13 protein-coding genes are annotated in these 21,509 nt (G+C 76.0%); 5 read left to right on the forward strand and 8 right to left on the reverse strand.

Annotation, left to right across the window (positions count from 1 at the left end; all coding sequences use genetic code 11):
• Nucleotides 1-78: 78 nt before the first annotated feature.
• A complete protein-coding gene (locus tag ABZY91_RS36445; RefSeq protein WP_355407811.1) occupies nt 79-420 on the forward strand; it encodes a hypothetical protein in 342 nt (113 codons plus the stop codon).
• 9 nt (nt 421-429) lie between these two features.
• Here the strand turns inward: ABZY91_RS36445 and ABZY91_RS36450 are convergent, their stop codons facing one another.
• Nucleotides 430-963: a flavin reductase family protein gene (locus tag ABZY91_RS36450; protein WP_355407813.1), complete on the reverse strand. Its 534-nt coding sequence runs from the start codon at nt 961-963 to the stop codon at nt 430-432.
• Complete coding sequence (locus tag ABZY91_RS36455; RefSeq protein ID WP_355407815.1) at nt 960-2,000, reverse strand: LLM class flavin-dependent oxidoreductase; 1,041 nt, start codon at nt 1,998-2,000, stop codon at nt 960-962. The genes ABZY91_RS36450 and ABZY91_RS36455 overlap by 4 nt, the downstream gene beginning before the upstream one ends.
• A gap of 224 nt (nt 2,001-2,224) precedes the next feature.
• On the opposite strand from ABZY91_RS36455, the gene ABZY91_RS36460 reads away from it, so the two are divergent.
• The 3 genes from ABZY91_RS36460 to ABZY91_RS36470 all read left to right on the forward strand — a co-directional run bounded on the left by ABZY91_RS36460 (nt 2,225) and on the right by ABZY91_RS36470 (nt 7,370).
• Complete coding sequence (locus ABZY91_RS36460; protein WP_355407817.1) at nt 2,225-3,505, forward strand: condensation domain-containing protein; 1,281 nt, start codon at nt 2,225-2,227, stop codon at nt 3,503-3,505.
• Between the two features lie 68 nt (nt 3,506-3,573).
• Nucleotides 3,574-6,120, forward strand: a complete 2,547-nt coding sequence (locus ABZY91_RS36465) for an ATP-grasp domain-containing protein (RefSeq protein WP_355407819.1) — start codon at nt 3,574-3,576, stop codon at nt 6,118-6,120.
• Between the two features lie 8 nt (nt 6,121-6,128).
• Nucleotides 6,129-7,370, forward strand: a complete 1,242-nt coding sequence (locus ABZY91_RS36470) for an ATP-grasp domain-containing protein (protein ID WP_355407821.1) — start codon at nt 6,129-6,131, stop codon at nt 7,368-7,370.
• Between the two features lie 170 nt (nt 7,371-7,540).
• Here the strand turns inward: ABZY91_RS36470 and ABZY91_RS36475 are convergent, their stop codons facing one another.
• From ABZY91_RS36475 to ABZY91_RS36500, 6 genes are all read right to left on the reverse strand, one after another.
• Complete coding sequence (locus ABZY91_RS36475; RefSeq protein WP_355407823.1) at nt 7,541-12,223, reverse strand: condensation domain-containing protein; 4,683 nt, start codon at nt 12,221-12,223, stop codon at nt 7,541-7,543.
• Nucleotides 12,223-15,705, reverse strand: a complete 3,483-nt coding sequence (locus tag ABZY91_RS36480; RefSeq protein WP_355407825.1) for an amino acid adenylation domain-containing protein — start codon at nt 15,703-15,705, stop codon at nt 12,223-12,225. The genes ABZY91_RS36475 and ABZY91_RS36480 overlap by 1 nt, the downstream gene beginning before the upstream one ends.
• Before the next feature lie 3 nt (nt 15,706-15,708).
• On the reverse strand, nt 15,709-15,930 hold the full coding sequence (locus ABZY91_RS36485; RefSeq protein WP_329884344.1) for an MbtH family protein: 222 nt from the start codon (nt 15,928-15,930) through the stop codon (nt 15,709-15,711).
• Nucleotides 15,931-16,010: 80 nt separating this feature from the next.
• Nucleotides 16,011-18,263, reverse strand: a complete 2,253-nt coding sequence (locus ABZY91_RS36490) for an amino acid adenylation domain-containing protein (protein ID WP_355407827.1) — start codon at nt 18,261-18,263, stop codon at nt 16,011-16,013.
• A complete protein-coding gene (locus ABZY91_RS36495; protein WP_355407829.1) occupies nt 18,260-19,036 on the reverse strand; it encodes a thioesterase domain-containing protein in 777 nt (258 codons plus the stop codon). The genes ABZY91_RS36490 and ABZY91_RS36495 overlap by 4 nt, the downstream gene beginning before the upstream one ends.
• Nucleotides 19,033-20,190, reverse strand: a complete 1,158-nt coding sequence (locus ABZY91_RS36500; protein WP_355407831.1) for a thioesterase domain-containing protein — start codon at nt 20,188-20,190, stop codon at nt 19,033-19,035. Before ABZY91_RS36500 ends, ABZY91_RS36495 begins: the two co-directional genes overlap by 4 nt.
• 244 nt (nt 20,191-20,434) lie before the next feature.
• Here ABZY91_RS36500 and ABZY91_RS36505 point away from each other — a divergent pair, with 244 nt between their 5' ends.
• Nucleotides 20,435-21,430, forward strand: coding sequence for a TauD/TfdA family dioxygenase (locus ABZY91_RS36505; RefSeq protein WP_355407833.1), 996 nt, complete (start codon nt 20,435-20,437; stop codon nt 21,428-21,430).
• Nucleotides 21,431-21,509 lie beyond the last annotated feature (79 nt).

Below are 21,509 nucleotides of genomic sequence, written 5' to 3' on the forward strand. Positions count from 1 at the left end.
CCCTGTTCACGATCCGCCGCATTGGCGAGACCTGGCCAATCGATGAAGCAGACCTGTCATTTCACTTGTTGGATTGTCATGCTTTCGCCCAGCCCGCACCTCGCGCGCTGCTGGCGCGAGCTGACGCCCTCGGGCCGGGCGGCGCTGCTGCGCCTCGCGCGGCTCCCGCTGGCCCGCCCGTTCACCCTCGCCGAGGCCGCCGCCGCGCTCCACTGCGACGAGAGCGCCGCACTGCGGGAGCTGGAGGCCCTGATCAGCGCCGGCATGGTGACCTCGCCGGTCGACGAGGTCACCGCGCACCGGGCGGTCTACGCCGTGCCGCGGCTGATCCACCTGTACGCGCGGGAGGGCGCGGCCCCGCCGCCGGACCGCCCGCAGGCGCACCGTCCCGGACACTGCGGTCAGCGGGTCGCCCGCTGACCGCGGTCCTCAGGACCCGGCGAGCCGGCGGTAGCGGCTGCCGTGGAAGACCAGGGGCGGGGTCTGCGGGTCGACGCCCATGACGTGCACCCGCAGCAGGACGATCCGGTGGTCCCCGGCGGTGATCTCGCGCTCGACCGAGCAGTCGTACCAGGCGCACGCGCCGTCCAGCAGGACCGCGCCCTCCCCGGTCCGGTACCAGTCGAGCCCGGCGAAGCGTTCGACGCCGCGCGCGGACAGCTGCCGGCAGACACCTTCCTGGTCGCCGCTCAGCACGCTCACACCGAGCCGGGCGGTCCGCCGCAGCCGCGGCCAGGTGGTCGAGGCGAGCCCGGCGCAGACGGAGACCAGCGGCGGGTCGAGCGACACCGGGACGAAGGACGACGCGGTCATCCCGACCGGCTCGCCGTCGACCAGCGCCGCCAGCGCGGTCACGCCGGTCGGGAAGGCGCCGTAGACCCGGCGCAGCGCGAGCGGGTCGGTGGTCCGGAGCACCGGGGTCCCGACGCCCGCGCCGGCTCCGACACCGGTGTCGGCGTTCACGGTCCCACCGGCGCCGCGTCCGGTCCGCCGCGGCGGCGGCGCCGGGCCCCGGCGAAGGCCGCGGCCGTGGCGGTGTAGTCGGACGCGGCGCGCGCGGTGTCCATGATGAACGTCCGGCACCCGGCGTCGAGGTAGCGGGCGATCTCGGCCTCGACCTTCTCGTGGCTGCCCACGAGGTAGGGGCAGAAGGTCGCGTAGGTGCGGAACGGGCCCATCCAGTAGGGGCTGTCCGGCCCGCCGGGGAACTCGTCGGCGGCGGACAGCCGGGCCACCCACTCCGAGTCGGAGACGCCGCGCGCCAGCATCTGCGCGAGCCGGCCGGCCCGGCTCGCCGGGAAGCGCTCGTGGGCCACGGTCCACGCCTCCCGGTCGGTGTCGCGGGCGATGATCCCGATCCGGACGCCCCCGCCGTCGAGGCCGCCGAGATCCCCCTCGGTGCCCGGGCCGGGCGGCACGGGGTAGCAGACGGGGACGGCGCCGAGCGTCCCGGCCGCCCGGCGGCCGGCCTCGGAGGAGCCGGACATGTACAGCTCCGGCGCCAGCCCGGCGGGCAGCGCGGGGGCCAGCGGCAGGTTGCGGGCCCGGTAGTAGCGGCCCTCGAAGGTCACCGGGCCCGCACCGGCCAGCAGCAGGCCGACCAGCTGCGCGTACTCGGTCAGCCGCAGGTAGCGGTCGTCGTGCGGGGTCGCGTCGCCCAGTGCGGTGAGGTCGCCGACGACGCCGCCGGCCACCAGGTTGAGGGCGATCCGGCGCCCGTAGAGCATGCCGTAGCTCGCGATCCGCTGGGCGACCGCGTACGGGTGGGCGTACACGGGCTGCACGGCGACCAGCGGGGCGAAGTCGGCGGTGGCGGCGAGCACCTCCTGGGCGACGACCCAGGGGTCGACCGTGTTGTTGTCGGAGTAGACGAGCGCCCCCCGGAAGCCGGCCTCCTCCGCCAGCCGGGCGGCCTGCCGGACCACCCCGAGGTAGCCGTGCCGGTCCGCGGGCGGCGGAACGGTCGTGAACAGCCGGAGGTCCGGCATTTCCTCGGCCACGGCAACACCTCTCGTCGTCGGCCCGACGGGTCACGGAACATCACCCCCACAGTGGGATGCGTCCCCGGCCGCGTCCAGGTAAGCGGCAGGCAACTTTGCTGCCTGCGGACCGGGGCCCCGGCTGCCGCCCTCTTGCCTGTTCCCGGTCGCCGCGGCGCTCCTAGGCTGACCCGGCGTCAGCCTCGGGCGCAGGTCGGGCGCCACACGAACGAACGGAGTCCTCCGTGAACGAGCCGGTTCCCCTCTCGTACGGCCAGCTGTCGGTCTGGCGCGACGTCAGGCACCTGGCGCGCGGCCGGTGGCACGAGGCCAACGTCCGGACGGTGTGGATCCCGCCCGAGGACGGGGCCGGGGTCACCGTCGCCGAGGTGCAGGACGCCGTCCTCGCGCTCGCCGCGCGCCACGAGTCGCTGCGGACCGTCTACGACGTGTCGGACCCGTTCGCGCCGTCCCAGCGGGTGCTGCCGACCGCCGACGGAGTCGACGCCGGCGTGGTCGAGTGCACCGCCGAGACCTTCGACGGGATGACCGCCGCGCTGGCCGCCGAGCCCTTCGACCTGGGCGCCGCGCCCGCGTGGCGGTTCCGCGTCGCGACCGAGCACGGCCGGCCCCGCGCGGTCGTGGTGATCAAGCACCACATCGTCGCGGACGGCTGGAGCCTCGGCATCCTGGAGTCCGGGTTCCGCACCGCCCTGGAGCGGGGCAAGCCGTCGGACGGCGCCCCGCCGCCCACGCCCCGGGAGCTGGCGGTGTGGCAGCACGCGACCGGCCGCGGGGCGCGCCGGGCCGCGCTGACCGGCTACTGGGAGCGGGTCTTCGGCCTCTCCGCCGCACAGCTCGGCCCCGCGGGCCCCGGCACCGCGGGCCCCGGCACCGCCCAGGACACCGCCCAGGACGAGGCCGTCCAGTACACCGTCCGCTCCCGGGCGGCCCACGCCGCCGCGCGCCGGCTCGCCGAGGAGCTCTCCGTGCCGCTGTCCAGCGTCGTGCTGGCCGCCTTCGCCCGGACCGCGGCGCTCGCGGCCGGACCGGGCGCCCTGGTCGGCCAGCTGATGTCCTCCAACCGCTTCGTCCCTCCGTGGAACGGCGTGGTCAGCTCGATGAACCAGTGGGCGGCGGCCCCGTTCGACTCCGGCCCGGAGGAGTTCGGGCCGTACGCCCGCCACGTCCACACCCGGAGCCTGACCGCCTTCCGGTACGGGATGTACGACGTGGACGAGGTCGACGCGCTGCGCGACACCGTCCGCCGCGACCGGGACCCCTACCGGGCGACCTTCGCCTTCAACTTCCTGCCGGGCGAGGCGCCGCCGCCCTGCGCCGACGACGAGACCGGACCGGTCCGGGAGGACCCCTTCTCCCGGATCGGGCACCCCTGCTACCTGCGTGTCACCAACGAGGGCGAGCAGGCGCTCGAACTGCGCCTGCGGACCATGGGCCTCGGCGACGCCCTGACCCTCGACCTCCTCCGGGGAACCGTCGCCAGGCTGGCGGACTCCGCCTCCTGAACCGGCCACCGCTCACCCGAACCGGTCCTCACACCCGGGTTCCCTGCCCGCCGTCCCTGGAGCCGCCCGTGCCCGCCGCCCCGTCCTCAGCCCCGTCCGCCGCCCCGTCCGCCGCCCCGTCCGCCGCCCACGTCGTCGTGCTCCACCGGTGGACCGACTCCTACGCCGACTACGCCGCCTACCTGGACCACACCGCGTACCGGGTCAGCTACGTGACCACCCCGGGCGGCCGGGCCGGGATCCCCGCCTCGGCCGCCGCCGCCGTGGCCGTCGTCCCGAGCACCGAGGACCGCGCCGCGGTGCGGGCCGCCGTCGACCGGCTGACCGCCGAACACGGCGCGCCCGCGCGGATCGTGGCGCTGCACGAGGTGGACCTCGACGTCGCCGCCGAGCTCCGTGAGGAGCTGGGCGTGCCCGGCGAGACGCCCGCCCGGCTGCGGCCGTTCCGCGACAAGCTGGCGATGGCCCGAAGGCTCGCCGCGCAGGGCGTCCCGGTCCCGGCCACCGGGCCCGCCCCGGACCGGGCGGCGGTCGCCGGCTTCGCCGACCGGCACGGCTGGCCGGTGATCCTCAAACCGGTCCGCGGGACGGCGAGTTCGCACGTCACGCGGCTCGACGGCCCGGAGGACCTGGCGGCGTACGCCTTCCCGCCGGACGTCGCCGTCCTGGTGCAGTCGTACGTGCCGCACGAGATCCTGCACGTCGACGGGGTCGCCGCCGACGGCGACCTGCGGGTCTGGCGCGCCTCGCGCTACCTCAACACCTGCCTGGACTTCACCCGGGGGGACGCGCTCGGCTCGGCCGAGATCGACGACCCGGCGCTGCTCAAGGCCGTCGGCGAGTTCACCCGGCGCGCCGTGCTGGCGATGTCGGCCGAGCCGTGGGTGTTCCACCTCGAACTGTTCGCCTCCGCGGACGGCTCCGAACCGGAGTTCCACGTCCTGGAGGTGGGCGCGCGGCCCGGCGGGGCGGAGGTCCCGTTCGTCTGGCGCGAGGTGCACGGCGTCGACCTGATGGCCGCCGCCGTCGACATCCAGCTCGGCCGGCCGCTGCCCGCGTTCCCGTTCCCGGCGGACCGGGCCGAGGACGGGCACGAGGGTGACCACGAGGGCGACGACGAGGGCGAGTACGGCGGCTGGCTGCTCGTCCCGACCCCCGCCGCACGCCCGTGCCGGGTCCTCGCCGCGACGCCGCAGACCGGCCTGGAGGACGGGCCGTACGCCGAGCGGCTCCCGGCCCCGGGCCGCCACCTGGCCGACCTCCCCGGGTACGAGCACTCCGGCGCGCGGTTCCGCTTCCGCGGCCGCACCACCGCCGACGTGGAGCGCGCGATCAGGCGCACGGTCGACCGGCTCGACTACCGCTGCGAGCCGGTCGACCCGGCCCGCCCGCCCCACGTGGTCCTGGTCGGCACCGGTGGCCGCGTCTACCGGGAGTACGCGCTCCGGGACGCGGCGGCGCACGGCCGGGTGTCCACGGTGAACGACGCGCCCGCCGACTGGGAACTCCCCTACCTGGCCGGCCACCTGGTGGCGGACACCGGGGACGCCGACGCGCTCACCCGGGCCGTCGCCGAGGCCCTGGCCGGGGACACCGGACCGGTCGGCCTGCTCACCTGGAGCGAGGTACAGCTGGAGCGGACCGCCGAGGCGGCCGAGCGGCTCGGGCTGCCCCACATGTCCCCGGAGGCGGTCCGCAACTGCCGCGACAAGCTCCGGACCCGGCGCCTGCTGGAGCAGGCCGGGCTGCCGTCCGCGCGCTACGCGGTCGCGCACGGCCTGGACGAGGCACTCGCGGCGGCGGAGTCGATCGGGTACCCGGTGGTGGTCAAGCCCCGGGCCCTGGCGGGCAGCAGCGGCGTGGTCCTGGCGGCCTCGCCCACCGCGCTCACCGAGCTGCACCGGCACGCCGACCGGGCCGCGTTCACCGGCCTCGACCCGCTCGACGGCCTGCTGATCGAGGAGTACCTGGACGGTCCGGAGATCAGCCTGGACTGCGTGGTGGTCGCGGGCGAGGTGCACGCCGTCAACCTGGCGCGGAAGCGGATCGGCTACCCCCCGTTCTTCGAGGAGGTCGGGCACCTGGTCGCGCCGTGGCACCACGAGCCGTGGGCCGGGGAGACGACCGACCTGGTCGCCCGGATCCACGCGGCGCTCGGGGTGACCACCGGTGTGACCCACGCCGAGCTGCGGCTCACCGCCCGCGGCCCGCGCCTGGTGGAGCTCAACGGGCGGCTCGGCGGCGACTTCATCCCGCTGCTCGGCCGGCTCGCCACCGGCGTGGACCTGACCGCCGCCGCCCTGGACACGGCCCTCGGCCTGGTCCCCGACCTGCGGCCGGTCCGCGACGACTGCGCCGAGGTGCGGTTCCTCTACCCCGCGCAGGACGGCACGGTCGCCCGCCTGGACGTCTCCGGCGCCCGCGAAGTGCCGGGCGTGGAGAGGGTGGTGGCCCTGGCCGAGCCGGGTCAGCGGCTGCTGCTCCCGCCCCGCGGCGTGGTGCCGCGGCTGGCCGCGGTCGTCGCCACCGGACCCGACGCCGCCACCTGTGACCGTGTCCTGAACGAGGCGTTCAGCCGGATCGAAGCAACCATCACCCCCGCCGAGGAGGCGTGAACACGCACATGGACTCTCCCGAAGTCACCCACGTCGTGGTCGGATTCAGCGTCGGCCTGCTGAACCAGCTGGAGCGGGTCCTGCCCCCCGGCTCGGTCCTGGTCGTCGAGGAGCCGACGATCTGCGAGGCCCGCGACGTCGCCGGGCAGCTCCCGAGGTTCCGCTGCGCGGCCGGGTTCGTCGCGGCCCCCGTCCAGAACGGCACCGTCCGGCTCGCGGACCACGTCGACCGGCCGGACGCCGTCCGCGCCGTGCTGCCCGCCCTGGAGTACACGGTCGTCCCGGCCGCCGAGCTCGCCGAGGCGTGGGGGCTGCCGAACGGCGGGCCCGACGCCGTCCGGCTCTTCCGCGACAAGTCGCTGCTGCGGGAGGCCACGCAGCCGGCCGGCATCGCCCAGCCGGACTGGCAGCGGATCGACGGCCCGGAGGAGGTCGCCCGCTTCCGCGACGCGCACCGCGGGGAGTGCGTCCTGAAGCCGACCCACCTCCAGGGCAGCCTCGGCGTCCAGCTCCTCGGCCCCGGGGACGACCTCGACGAGGCCTGGAAGCGGACGGCGTCCGCCGACCAGCCGCACCTGCGCACCGCGCACGCGGGCGCGTCCGGCTACGTGGTCGAGGAGTGGCTGCACGGCGGCGAGTTCAGCGTCGAGGCGCTGGTGCTGGACGGCCGCGTGGTCTTCCTCAACACCACCGAGACGGAGCTCTACCCCGGCCCGCACCCGGTCGAGCGCGGTCACGTCGTGCCGGCCCCGGCCGGTGCGGCGGCGGAGCCGGCCATGCGCACGCTGGTCACCGCGACCGGGTTCCGCACCGGCATCCTGCACGCCGAGTGGATCCTCCGGGACGGAGTGCCCCACCTCCTCGAATGCGCCGCCCGCCTCCCGGGGGACTACATCCCGTTCCTGATCGGCCTCGCCTACGGCAGCGACCTGTTCCGCGGCTACCTCGACGTGCTGGAGGGGAAGGAGCCGGAGATGGCCGCGGCCCCGGTCCGCGGGGCGGCGGTCCGGTTCGTGGACGCGGCCCCGGGCGTGGTGCGCGAGGTGCGCGGTCTCGACGCCGCCCAGTCCTCCCCCGGCGTCGAGTACGTCTGGGTGTCCGTCGAGCCGGGCGGGACGGTGCCGCCGCTCACCGCCTCGGGCGCGCGGGTCGGCGAGATCGTCGCCCACGGCGCCGACCGGGAGGAGGCCGTGGCCAACGCCCTGGCCGCCGCGACGGCGATCGAGATCCTCGTCGACCCGCTCCTGTAGGGCCCGCCCCCGACGCGGCCCGGCTCCGGCCGGGCCGCGTCGGCGTTTCCGGACCCGCCCCGGCGCGGTGGCCCGGCGCGGTGGCCCGGGGACGGCGGGCGGGGACGGGCCGGGGCCGGCACCGACGTGATGCCGGTGCCGGCCCCGCGGCCGTGCCGTCCCCCGCGGCGTCAGAGATCCGCCGCACGGAACTCGGTGACCGCCTCCCACAGCATCCGGGGCGTCCGGAACATGTCGACGACCTGGAAGTCGTCGGGGAAGACGATGTCGTAGAGCTGCTCGATGGCGACCATCAGACCGACGGTGGCCATCGAGTTCAGACCGATGTCGGCGAGCGGCACGTCCGGTTCGAGCGCGCCCTCGTACGACGCGCCGGCCAGTACCTCGCGCAGGAGGTCGGCGAAGCCGTCGTCCCAGGGCAGTTCGTCCGGCCCGTCGGCGGGCGGCGCGGCGGACGGCTCGGGCAGGCGGTCCGGGTCGACCGTGCCGGACGCGGTGAGCGGCCACTCGTCGACCACGACCAGCGCGTCCGGGATGAGGTGGCGCGGCAGCCTGCGTTCGGCGAGCGCCCGGCGCACCTCGTCCGGCGCGAACTCCTCGGTCGCGGTGCGCACGTACCCGATCAGCCGCGGTCCGGCAGGCCCGGGCGCCCCCGCCGGCGCCGGGTCCTGGCGGGCCGGGTCCTGACGGACCACCACCCGGCAGTCCCGCACCGAGGGGTGCAGTCCGAGCAGTTCCGCGGTCCGGTGCGGGCCGCCGACCGGGCCGAGCGGCTCCAGCCGCCCGCTGCGGCCGAGCCGGGCCAGCCGGCCCGTGCGGTGCGGTCGCCCGCCGTCGGTGTCCGCGTCCGGGTCGTCGACGCAGAGCTCCCCCACCACGCCGACCGGCACCCGGCGCTGCCGGTCGTCGGCGACCCGCAGGGCCAGTCCCGGCACCGGCCTGCCGTCGAAGGCCACCGGGCCGAGCAGCCCGCCGGCGTCCAGGACCTCGATCACCCTGGCCCGGGAGCGCAGACCGGCCGCCGGGGCGGGGCCGGCGTGGACGTCGCCGCCGAGGAGGACGGTGACCGGCCGCGGGGCCGGGTCGAGCACGCGTTCCGCGACCAGCGGGGTCGTCCACAGGTGCGTCACCCGCCCGCCCGCGGTCAGCTCCCGCATCTCGGGGACGGCGTCGGGCAGCGGGGCGGAGGTGAGGACGGCGCAGGCCCCGGAGGTGAGCGCGGCGAGCACCTCGACCAGCCCGGCGGCGGTCACCGGCGGCGCGGCGCAGAGCCAGGACGAGCCCCGGCCGCTGCCCGCCCCGCGCGCGTCGAGTTCGGCGTGGACCCGGTGCAGGGCGCGGGCCAGGGCGGGGTGCGTCACGGCCGTTCCGGGGGCGCCGGGCAGGACGCAGGCGGTGTCCCCGGGGATCACCGCGGGCTGCGCGAGGACGGGCAGGGCGGGCAGGGCGGGGCCGCCGGAGTCGTCCGGGGCGAGGCCGAAGGAGGCGCCCAGACGCCAGACGGCGAGCACCGCGGCGACCGTGTCGGGCCCCCGCTCGGGCGCGACCGCGACCAGCGAGCCCGGACCGACGCCGCGCTCGCGCAGGCCCCGGGCGATCTCCTCGGCCCTGGCGTCGAGCTGCCGGTAGCCGGTCACCCGGTCGCCGTACCGGAGCGCGGGGTCGTCCGGGTGCGCGGCCAGCACCCGGGCGAAGGCCCCGGTGACGCTCGCCGCACGCTCGTCCGTCCGCTCGTCCGTCCGCTTCGCCGTGCGCCCGGTGTGCTCCGTACGGTCCAGGACCCGCAGGCTCTCCCGCTCGCGCGCCGGCAGGCAGTCGGCGCGGGCGTCCCCCTCCGGTCCGAGGGACATCCGCTCCAGCACCGTCCGGTAGAGGGCGGTGAGCCGGACGGCGGCGGCCCGGCTCAACCGGTGGCTGGTCGTGTTGAGCTTGAGGATCCCCGAGATGGTGAAGACGTGCAGCGCGAACTCGTTGTCGTTGTCGTTGTACGTCGCGTCCTCGTCGAGCAGGCTCTTGTCGACCTGGCGGAAGTCCAGGTAGTTGAAGAACACGTCCAGCAGCCGGCCGCCGGGGCCGAACTCCTGTTGGATGACCTGCATCGGGAAGACCCGGTGCGGCCAGAGCCCGGTCAGTCCGTCGTAGACCGCCTTGACCAGCCCGCCCCAGGTGAGCGCCCCGGTGGGCATGGCGAACGGCAGCGTGTTGAGGTACATGCCGAGGACCCGGTCGGCGCCCAGGACCTCGGGCCGCGCGTCGCAGACCAGTCCGGTGTAGAAGTCCTCGGTGGCCACGACCGCGCTCATGACCTTCATGTGCGCGGCCAGCAGCACGGCCTTCATCGACGTGCCGGTCTCGCTCGCCAGCCGGCGCAGGTCGTCCTCCAGGTCGCGGAAGTCCAGCATGTGCTGGTACCGCTCGCGGGCGAGCGCCCGGTCGCCCTGCCAGGCGGTCGGCAGGGCGGTGCCGGTCCGGCCCTCGACCACGCCGCGCCAGAAGGCGCGGTGCTCCTCGGACTCGCGCGCCGCCGCCTCGGCGGCGACGTAGTCCGCGTACCGGAAGGCCACCGGCTCGGGCTCGGCGGGGGTGCGGCCCGCGCGCAGCTCGTAGTAGCCGGTGAGGATCTCCATCAGCATCGTGTGGAAGCTGAAGCCCTCCAGGATGGGGTGGCACTCCGTGATGGTGATCCACCACTCCTTGGCGTCCTCGGCGCGGTGGCCGTGGACGCGGATCAGCGGCGCGGCGGCGATGTCCATCGGGTTGCGGCGCTCGCCGGCCGCGTACTCCTCCAGCGCCGGCCGCCAGCCGCCCGGTCCGAGGACGCCGTGGTCGGTGACGCCGACGTCGATCAGGGCGGCGCGGTGCACCAGTTGGAGCGGCACCGAGTACCGGTTCAGGTCGAAGCCGGTCCGCAGGACCTCGTGCCGGTCGACGACCAGCTGGGTGGCCCGCCGGAGCGCGGCGTGGTCCAGCGGCTCCTCGTCGCGGACCAGGTAGGAGGTGGTGTCCTGGTAGGTGTTGACGTCGGGCCGGGCCCGCAGCTCGATGAGCATGCCGAGCTGGGTCGCCGTCAGCGGGTAGGCGTCCACGGCGTCGGGCGGCAGGGCCGCGCGGTCCTCCGGGGACAGCTGGGCGAAGGGGGCGACCCGGACGGGCAGGTCGGGCCCGGTGCCGGAGGTCTGCTCCGCGCACCACTCGGCCAGTTCCTCGATGCTCTGGTAGGCGAAGATGTCGGTGGCCGACACCTCCAGGCCCTCCGCGCGCAGCCGGCCGGACAGGGCCACGGCGCGCAGCGAGTCGCCGCCGACGTCGAAGAAGTTGTCCTGCGGGCCGACGTCGTCCAGTTCCAGGACCTCGGCCCAGATCCGGTGCAGCGTCGCGGCCAGGGCGGCCGTGGCGCTGGTCCCGCCCGGGGCTGGCCCCGGACCGTCCGGTTCCGTGCCCGGCGCGGTGGCGGTTCCCGGTCCGGCGGCCCGGTCCGGGGCGGCCTGCCCGCCGGCGGGGAGCGGCGCGAGGGGCTCGCGCACCAGCGCGTCGAGCAGCGGTTCCCAGGCCGTGGCCCAGCCCTGCACGGTGGCCTCGTCGAGCACCGCCGCGGCGTACTCCAGCCGGACGACGAACTGTCCGTCCTCGGTGGCGGCGACGTGCATGTTGAGGTCGAACTTGGCGTCGGGCGCGACGCCGGAGCCGGTCCGCTCGACCGTCAGGCCGGGCAGCCGGAATCCGCCGTCCTCCCCGGCCGCCTCCATGTCGAAGGCGGCCTGGAACAGCGGGTTCTCGTCGAGGCCGCGGGCCGGGTTCACCTCGTCGACGACCCGCTTGAACGGGACGAACCGGTGGTCGAAGGCGTCCAGGACGCCCGCCCTGATCCGGGCGACCAGATCGGTGAAGGTCTGCCTGGCGGTGTGCCGCGACCGGACCACGACGGTGTTGACGGTGTAGCCGAGGAGCCCGTCCAGATCGGGCGTCCGGGTCGAGACCGGGAGCCCCACCACCACGTCGTCGCTGCCGGTCAGCCGGGCGAGCATCACGTGGTAGGCCGCCAGCAGCACCATGAAGGGGGTGGCTCGGTTGGCCGCGGCGAGCGCGCGGACGCGGTCGGCGGTCTCCGGGGCGACCGTCAGGTCGACGAGGCCGCCGCGGCGGTCCGCGCGGGCCGGCCGCGGCCGGTCCAGCGGCAGCGGCACGTCCCGGACGTCCCCGAGCGCGTCCCGCCAGTAGTCCAGGTGCCTGCGGAGCGCCGCGTCCGTCGTGCGGCCCTGTTCCCACACCGCGAAGTCGGCGTACTGGACGGGCGGTTCGTCGAGGCCCGACGGCGTGCCGGCGCTCTCCTCCCCGTAGAGCGCCGCCAGCTCCGCCACGATCACCTGGTAGGAGTCCTCGTCGGCGGCGATGTGATGGATGCTGACGACCATCAGGTGGAGGTCGGGGCCGGCCCCGATCACGGTGACCCGGACCGGCTGGTGCCTGGCCAGGTCGAAGGGCCGGCGCCGTTCCCACTCGGCGATCTGCCCGGCGCGCTCCTCACGGGTCGCGGCCGGCTCGTCCGCCAGGTCGACCATGCGCAGCGCGAACGGCCCGGGTGGGTCGACGAGTTGGCAGGGCTCGTCGTCGATCTGCTGGTAGCGGGTCCGGAGGATCTCGTGGCGGGTCACCAGCCGCTCCCAGGAGCGGCGCAGCGCCTCGGTGTCCAGCGGCCCGGAGAGCCGGAGCGTCCAGGTCATCAGGTAGGCCCGGCCGGTGGGGGCGAACTGGTGCAGCAGCCACATCTGCTGCTGGCCGGAGGAGAGCGGCAGCGGACGGCTCCGGTCCGCCGGTTCGATGGTCCGCCTTCCCCGGGACGGTGCGGCCGCCATCAGGTGTCCTTCCCTGTCGAGTCGCCCTGCCCGTCGGGGGTGCCGTCGGACTCCCGGAGGAGTTCCTCGACCTCCCGGGCGAGGTCGGTGGCCGTGGGCCGGTCGAAGAAGGCGCGCATCGACACCTCCACGCCGAAGGCGGTCTGGATGTTCCACAGCAGGCGGGCCGCGAGCAGCGAGTTGCCGCCGTGCGTCATGAAGTCGTCGTCGGGGCCGGCGTCGGGCAGTTCCAGCAGCTCGCGGACGAAGCCCAGGATCGTCTCCAGCCCGGCGGCCGTCCCGTCCGCGGCCGTCCCGTCGGCCTCCGCCACGTCCGGCACCTCCGCCGTCTCCGTCAACTCCGGCACCTCCGTCACCTCCGGTTCGTCCAGGCCGGCCGCGCCGACCGTCAGGGCCGGGTCGGCGGCGAACCGCTCGGCCAGGTCGCGCAGGCGCCCGGCGAGGCCGGTCGCCACCGCCTCGTCGTAGAGCGCGGAGGAGTACTCCAGGGCTCCCCCGTAACTGCCGTCGGGGTACGGCCAGAGCGTGAGCGCCAGGTCGGTGCGGGACACCGTCCAGGCCCGGCCGAGCAGTTCGAGGTCGCGCTCGCGCGGGACCTGACCGATCCCGTCGTCGCCGGTCAGGGCGAACAGGTTCTGGAACAGCGGGGTCCGGGAGAGGTCGCGGGCCGGGGCGACCGCCTCGGCGACGGCCTCGAAGGGCGCCGCGTGCCGGGCGAAGGCCTCCCGGCAGGTCTGCTCGACCACGGCCACCGCCTCCTCGAAGGGCAGGTCCGGGGTGAGCCGGGGCCGCAGGACCACGGTGTTGAGGAACAGGCCGACCAGGTCGTGCAGCTCCGGACGGATCCGCCCGGCGTGCGGGGAGCCGGTCCCGAAGTCCCACTGGCCCGCGGCCCGCGCGAGCGCGACCGTCCAGAGCGTCAGGAAGACCACGTACGGGGTCGCGCCGGTCCGGCGGCCGAGCGCGAGAAGCGCCTCGACGGACGGCGCGGGCAGGTCGACGACGACCCCGGTGCCGTCGATGCCGCGCCGGTCGGCGCGTTCGCGGGCGGTGGGCAGCTCCAGCGCGGGCAGGTCGGCCAGCGTCTCGCGCCAGTAGGCGAGTTGCTCCTCCAGCAGGTCGTCGGTCAGCTGGGCCCGGAGCCAGGCGGCGGCGTCGACGTAGCGCAGCGCGGGCTCCGGCAGGACCGGCTCACGGCCCTCCCCGAGCGCGGAGACCGTCGCACGCAGCTCCTGTTCGAGCAGCCGGGAGGACCAGCCGTCGCCGACGATGTGGTGGCAGACCAGCAGCAGCAGTTGCTCCGGCCCGCCGTCCCGCAGCAGCGCGGCCCGCAGCAGCGGCGCGGACGCCAGGTCGAAGCCCTCGCCGAGCTGTTCGGCGACGAGACCGTCGACCCGGTCGGGGGTGGTCTCGACGGTGCGCAGCTTGACCGGGGCCGCGTCCGCCGGCTCGACGACGGCGGCCAGGCCCCGGCCGTCCATCACGTAGCGGGTGCGCAGCACCTCGTGCCGCTCCACCAGCCGGGCCAGCGCGTCCTCGACCAGGTCGGCGGGCACCTCGGCGGGCAGCCAGAGCAGGATCGGGAGGAGGTACTCGCGGCTCCGGGGGGACATCCGGTCGAGGACCCAGAACCGTTCCTGCGCGTGGGTGAGCGGCAGCCGGGCGCCGGGCGGCAGCGCCTCGATCGGCTGCGCCGCGGAGGCCCGGGACAGCAGTTCGGCCTGCTGCCGCACGGTCGACGCGTAGTGCAGGTCACGCAGCGGGACGTCCAGGCCGGAGGCCCGGGTGAGCCCGGCGGCGAGCCGGGTCAGCATCAGCGAGTGGCCGCCCAGGCGGAAGAAGTCGTCGTCGGGCCCGATCCCGTCGGTGTCGAGCAGTTGCCGCCAGGCCGCCAGCACGATCCGCTCCTCGGCGGTCTGCGGGGCCGGGGCGGCGGGGCCCGGCGCCGACGACCAGTCGGGCTCGGGCAGCCGGGCCCGGTCGGTCTTGCCGCTGGTGGTCCGGGGGAAGGCGTCGGTCTCGGTGACCAGGGCGGGGACGAGGGCCGGGGGCAGCCGGTCGCGCAGGTGGGCGACGAGGTCCTCGGCGGCGCCGGTCCGCGAGGTGACCACCCAGGCCACCAGGCGCCGGGTGCCGTCGGGCCCGTCGACCGCCCGGACGGCGGCCTCGACCACCTCGGGGTGGGTCTCCAGGGCCGCCTCGACCTCGCCGGGTTCGATCCGGACGCCGTTGACCTTCAGCTGGTCGTCGATGCGGCCGGCGAACTCCAGGGCGCCGTCCGGGCGGCGGCGGACGAGGTCGCCGGTGCGGAACATCCGGGCGCCGGGCGGCCCGGCGGGGTCCGGCAGGAAGCGTGTCGCGGTGCGGGCCGGGTCCCCGTGGTAGCCGCGGGCGACGCCGGGGCCGCACAGGTAGAGCTCGTACAGCGGATCACCGTCCCCGGCGGCGGTGTCCCCGGCGGGGGCGTCCCCGCCGTTCTCGCCGTCCCCGGGCGGGAGGAGGAGCACGCGGGCGTTGTCGATGGGCTCGCCGATCGGAACGGCCCCGGTGAGCTGCGCGCGGTCGAAGCGCTGCGCCAGGGCGTCGATGGAGCACTCGGTGGGCCCGTAGGTGTTCCAGATCTCCACGTCGACCCGGTCGAGCACGCGCCGGCAGAGTTCGGCGTGCAGCGGCTCGCCCGCCGAGCAGACGGTCCGCAGGGTCGTGCAGGAGTCCAGGCCGGGCTCGGCGGCCAGCAGGCGCAGCATGGTGGGGACGACCTGCACCACGGTGGCCCGCTGCTCGCGGATCGAGGCGACGAGTTCGGCGGGGTCGCGGCCCGCGTCGGGGCGGCCGAAGGTCACCGGGGCGCCGCAGACCAGCGGGCCGAAGATCTCCCAGCCGGCCGCGTCGAAGGTGAGCGGGGTCTTCTGCAGGACCCGGTCGTCGGCGCCGAGGCCCAGGGCGCGGACGCCCCAGCACACGCGGTTGGCGATGCCCGCGTGGTCCACGACGACGCCCTTGGGGGCGCCGGTGGAGCCGGAGGTGAAGATCACGTAGGCGGCCCGGTGCCCGGTGGCGGGCAGGGGCGGGGTGTCCGGGTCCCCGGCGTCGAGCAGGTCGTCGACCAGGTGGGCGGCGGTCGACGGGGCGAGTTCCGCGCCCCGTCCGGACCAGGTCCGGTCCACGACGGTGAGGTGCGCACCCGCCGCCTCGACGACCCGGCGCAGCCGCCCGGGCGGGGCGAAGGGGTCGAGCGGCAGGTAGCAGGCACCGGCCAGCCAGACGCCGAGCAGTGCCTCGACCAGCTGCGGCCCGGGGGCCATCAGGACGGCGACGACGGACTCGGGTCCGGCGCCGAGCCCGGCGAGGGCGCCGGCGATCCGCCGGGCCGAGCGCTCCAGCGCGCCGTAGGAGAGCTCGTCGGTCCCGGCGACGACCGCGGGGGCGTCGGGGTGTTCCCTGGCGCGGGCCAGGAAGAGCTCCGGCAGCAGGCGGTTCATCGGCTACCTCGCCTCGCTCTGCGCGGTGGGCCGGCCGCCGCGGGCACCGAGCGGACGCAGGTCCGTCCAGACCGCGGTGATGTGCGCCAGGCACTGCCGCCGGTCCCCGGTGAAGCCGGCGGCCCGCCAGCCCTCCGGCGGTCGGCGGTCCGCGTCCCAGATCGAGTACTGCTCCTCCTGGTTGACCACTACTTGGTACGTCCTGTCCGCAGCCGTGTCGCTCACCGGATCCTGCTTTCCTGAGTGCTTCGGGTACGTGGGGTGGCGGGTCGCGGGCCGGCGGGGGCGGCGCGACGCCGCGCGGGTCAGAGGCCTGCCTGGAGCGCGCGGGTGTCGACCTTGCCGTTCGCGGTCAGCGGGATCTCCGGGACGATCCGGACCTCGGCGGGGACCATGTACGCGGGCAGGTCCCCGGCCAGGTCGGCCCGCACCCGGGCGACGTCGACGGCGGCGCCCTCCTCGGGTACCAGGAACGCCGCGAGCCGCTGGGCCCCCGACGGCCCGGGGACGGCGATCACCACGGCCTCGACGATCTCCGGGCGCCGTTGCAGCACGGCCCGGATCTCGCCGGGCTCCACCCGGTAGCCGCGGATCTTCACCTGGTGGTCGGTGCGGCCGAGGAACTCCAGCTCGCCCCGGCGCCAGCGGCCGCGGTCGCCGGTGCGGTACAGGCGCGATCCCGGTGGCCCGTAGGGGTCGGGCAGGAAGCGCTCGGCGGTGAGTGCGGGCGCTCCGAGGTACCCGCGGGCCACCCCCGCCCCGCCGACGTACACCTCGCCGGGAACGCCCTCGGGGACGGGTTCGAGCCGGTCGTCGAGGACGTACATCGTGGTGTTGGGGATGGGCCGGCCGAGCGGGACGAGCCCGTCGTCCGGGAGTTCCGTGGTCACCTGCCCGGAGTTGCCGACGGTGATCTCGGTCGGGCCGTACTCGGTGGCCACCGGGGTGCCGCCGGGGCCGGCCAGGTCGTGCCAGCGGCGGGCCAGGTCGGTCGGGAAGGCGTCTCCGGCGGCGATCACCAGCCCGGCCAGACCGTGCGCCTCCTCGGGTTCGAGGTCCGTGCTGAGCAGGTTCAGGTGGCCCGGCGTCATCTTGATGAAGCTGTAGGGCGCACCGTCGACCAGGAGCGCGCCGAGGTCGGCGGGGTCGAGCGGGTCGGGCAGCAGGTCGACCCGCTGTCCGACGACCAGCGGCGTGTACAGGCTCGGCACACCCAGGTCGAAGCCGATCGAGCTGAAGTGCGGGGACCCGCCGGTGCCCCGGGCGGCGTACTCCAGGGCCGTCCAGAGCACGTAGTTGGCGAGTCCGGCGTGGTGCACCATGACGCCCTTGGGCGCTCCGGTCGACCCGGAGGTGTAGATGACGTACGCCAGGTGGGCCGGCCCGGAGGGGACGTCGACGGGGTCCGGGGACAGCGCGTCGATCTCCGTGCGCTCCCGGTCGAGCAGGACGAACGCCTCGTCCCCCAGACCCTCGGGACCCAGACCCTCGGGACCGGAGCCTTCCGGACCGGAACCCTCGGCCGCCGGTCCCTCGTCCACCAGGCCCTCGGCGGCGGGGCGGTCGAACAGCGGGCGGTGCTCGGAGCGGGTCACCACCAGCGGGCACCCGGCGGCGGCGACCATGCCGCGCAGCCGCTGGGCGGGCAGGTCGGGGTCGAGCGGGAGGTACGGCGCGCCGCTCTTCCAGACGCCGAGGAGCGTCGGCAGCAGGTCCTCCCCGTGCCGCAGGCAGACGCCGACGAGCGCCTCGGGCCGCGCGCCGCGGGCGAGCAGGTGCCGGGCGATCCGGGTGGACCGCAGGTCGAGTTCGCGGTAGCTGAGCGTCCGCCCGTCGGCGCGGACGGCGGGCGCGTCGGGCGTCCGGGCCGCCTGGCGCCGGAAGAGTTCGAGGACGCCGACGGGTTCGCGCGGAACGCTCCGGCCGAGCGCCCAGCGGCGCAGCACGGCGTGCCGTTCGCCGTCCGGCAGGACGGCGGCCACCGCGTCACCCTCCGGCGCCCCCGCCATCGCCTCCAGGACGCGGCGGTACATGACGGCCAGCCGGTCCAGTTCGGCGGCGGCCAGGTAGCCGTCGGCGTGCAGCACCAGGGTCCGGCCGTCGACGCCGACCCGCAGGCCGTGGCGGCGGGCCGGGTCGGCCGGCTCGTCCGGCTTGCCGAGGTCGGCGGCGTCGGCCGCGAACAGCACGTGGTCGGCGGGGCCGGCCGCCCCGCCCTCCGGTACGGCGGCGGGCCGCACCGCGCGCAGGGCCGCCCCGACCAGCCCGACCAGCTCCCGCCAGGTCCGCGCGGCACCGGGCCGCACGGTGAGGCTGTGCGGGCCGGGACCGTCCCCGGCCGGGAGCACGTCGGTGCTGAACTCGGCCTCCTCGACCAGGGTGTTCAGGACCTTGACGTGGGCCGCGGCGGGTACCGCGACCGGGTCGGCCCCGGCCGCGGCGGCCAGCGCGTCCAGGGCGGCGGCCAGGTCGTCGTAGCGGACCTCGGCCCGGTGGGCCGTCGCCCCGTCCCGGTCGGTGCGCCACGCACTGGGCAGTCTGACGTCTCCGGCGCTCACGCCTCGCCCTCCAGGTCCAGCAGCCGTCGTGCGATCCGCCCGATCAGGGGGCCCGCGTCGTTGAGGATGTAGTGACCCGCGTCCAGCAGGTGCAGCGTGAACTCGCGGCTCGTCTCGGTGCTCCAGGCGGCCATCGACGAGGCGCTCACGAACTCGTCGCGGCGACCGCCGACGACGGTGACGGGCAGGTCGAGCGGCGGGCCCTGGGTGTACTCCAGGGTCTCGACGATCTGGTAGTCGGCCCGGAGGATCCGCTCGAACATGGCCATCAGGTCCTGGTCGCCCAGGACCTGTTCGGCCATGCCGCCGTACTTGACGACCCGCGCCAGCAGTTCGGCGCGGGGCAGCCGGTGCAGCGGCGGGTCCTCGACCGTCCGCACCCGCGGTCCCTCCGCGGAGGAGACCACCAGCTCGACCGGGGCCGGTGCGCCGACGGCGGCGAGCCGGCGCACCAGCTCGGTGGCCGGCACGCTGCCGGAGCAGTGGCCGACCACCGCGTACGGCAGGTCGAGCAGCGGGGTCAGGTGCGGCAGGAGGTCGTCGATCAGGGCGTGCCCGTCGGTGAGCAGGGCCTCCCGCACCCGGTTCTCGCGCCCGGGCGGACGGACCGCGCAGAGGTCGACCTCCGGCGGCAGGTGGTCGAGCCAGGGTTTGAACGCGGCGGCGCCGGCGCCGACGTGCGGGAAGCAGAAGATCCGCAGCGCGGGGCGCTCCGGGGGCCTGAGCCGGGCGATCACCCGGTTCGCCGCTGCACTCGTGGTACCGCCGTTCATACGTCGAGCGCCTTCCTCATCGTCTCGGCCACCTGCGGGTCGTGGATGACGGCCAGGGGGGATTCGAGCCCGTGGTCGAGCCGGTGGACGTCCGGCGGCCGGGCCGCGCCCGCCCACGCCCGCTCCGCCGGATGCGGGTCCGGGCCGTCCAGGAACAGCAGCGCCCGCCCGTCGTACGGCTCGTACGCGTGGGCCCGGACGGCCGACGCGAGCCGGGCCCAGGCCAGTTGGAGCCGGGGGAGGTCGCCGGGCCCCACCGTCCCGTCGTACCACTCCTCCTCGGCGATCCGGTCGTGGATCTCGGCGAGGCTCTCGCCCCCGGTGAGCCCGAACCGTCCGGCGAGCAGGGCCAGCCGCCGGCCGAGCAGGTCGTCGGGTCCGGCGTCCGGCTCGCCCGGCGCCGGCCCGGCGGGCGGCGCGACCAGGGCCAGCAGCGCCACCTGGGCGCCCGAACCGCGCAGCCGGCGGGCCAGTTCGAGGGCGACCACCGCGCCGAGGCCGAAGCCGGCCAGCCGGTAGGGCCCGTCGGGCCGGCGCCCGCGCAGGTCCGCGAGCAGCCGCTCGGCGACCTCCCCGACGCTCCCGAACGGCGGGATCGGGCCGCGGGCGCCCGGGAGGGCGTACCCGTGGGCGGCCCGGCCACCGGTCCACCGGGCGACCGCCGCGCGCTCGGCCCGGACGTGACGGTCGGAATGCACCACGAACAGCGGCGCGGCCGGGTCGCCCTCGGCTATCGGCTCCGGCCGGACGTCCGCCGCGGTCCAGTCCGGCGCGGACACCGCGGCGGCGGCCCCGGGGTCGAGGGCGAGGGCCCGCGGCGGGCCGGTCGGCGTGCCGCCCGCGCCGGGGCCGCCGAGGGTCAGGTGCTCGGCCAGCCGGGCCGGCGTCGGGTGGCGCAGCGCCGCCGAACTCCGGACCCGGAGGCCGCGTTCCCGGGCGGCGGCCACGATCGTGGTGATCGCGAGCGAGTCGCCGCCCAGGTCGAAGAAGTCGTCGTACGGCGAGACCCGGTGCCCGAAGTGCGCGCTCCAGAGCTCGCACAGCAGGCGCTCGACGGCACGGCAGCCGAGCGGGTCCGCGGTGTCCGCGCGGCCGGCACGGCGGCCGTCCGCCGGTGGGGGCGGAGGTATTCGGGTCCGAAAGTTCGGCTGCACGGCAAGGCTCCGTCTCCTGGATCGGGCTTGTCGGAAAGCTTGGTTTCCGCGCCCGCCCCAGGACAGGCATCCGGCAGGCAAGTTACCCGCCCCCAATTGCCGGTTGGCTGCCTGGAGACCGTGCGACGTGGCGGGAAAGAATCGCCGTCGGGTCGCCGCACGGCGATTGTGTATTCCGCGGCGACTCTCATCCGAGAGGACAGGCCCCGGTCGCCTCAAGGGTATTCCGACGAGGAGAACCAGCGTGACCTCAACCATGGCGAGCACCAATACCGACCACCGCGGAGACACCTCCGTACTCGAACTCACCGGCGGCGAGCGGGCCGAGCTGGAGTCGCTGGCCCGGCAGCTGGCGCGCACCGGCCCGGGGCTGGTGGACGATCCCGGCTGGCAGTCCACGGCCCGCGAGGAGAGCTGCCGGCTGCCCGGCCGGCTGAGCCGGGCGGTCCGGGCGTTCCGGCACGACGCCGGGGACGCCGGCACCCTGACGATCAGCAACCTCCCGATGCCGGCGGAGCCGCTGCCGCCCACCCCGACCGTGCCCGACTCCGTGGAGCGCCGGACCACCGTCCCGGCCGCCCTGGCCGTCCTGCTCGGCAGCGAGCTCGGGACGGTGATCGCCTACCGGGACGAGAAGTTCGGCGCGCTGGTCCAGAACGTCGTCCCGGTGCCGGCGCTCGCGGGCTCCCAGAGCAACGGCGGATCGGTGCAGCTGGAGTTCCACACGGAGAACGCCTTCCACCCCCACCGTCCCGACTACGTCGGGCTGTTGTGCCTGCGCCCGGCGCACGAGGACCAGGTCGGCACCCAGGTGGCCTCGATCCGGCTCGCCCTCCCGCTGCTGGACGAGGACGCGCTGACCGTCCTGCGGGAGGCGCGCTTCATGACCGAGGCGCCGCCGTCCTTCCACGCGGTGGGGCTCTCCAGCCCGCACCCGGTGCTCGGCGGCGCGCCCGAGGACCCGGACATCTGCGTCGACTTCCACGCCACCCGGGCCCTGGACGAGCGCGCCGAGAAGTCCCTGGCGCAGCTGCGCGAGGCGCTGGTCGAGGTGCGGTCCGACGTGGTGCTCCGCCCCGGTGACATGATCTTCGTCGACAACCGGCTGGTCGTCCACGGGCGGGTCGCGTTCTCACCCCGCTACGACGGCAACGACCGGTGGCTGCACCGCGTCTTCGTCCACCTGGACCACCGTCGCAGCCGCCGGCACCGCCCCGACAACGGGGCCGTGCTGACCTGACGGTTCCGCCGGGGCCGGGGTCCCCCGCCCCGGCCCCGGGGCGGGGTCCCGGCCCGCCGTGGTCGGGGCGGGCCCGCCC

It is taken from the genome of Kitasatospora sp. NPDC002965 (assembly GCF_040611255.1).
Lineage (GTDB): Bacteria > Actinomycetota > Actinomycetes > Streptomycetales > Streptomycetaceae > Kitasatospora.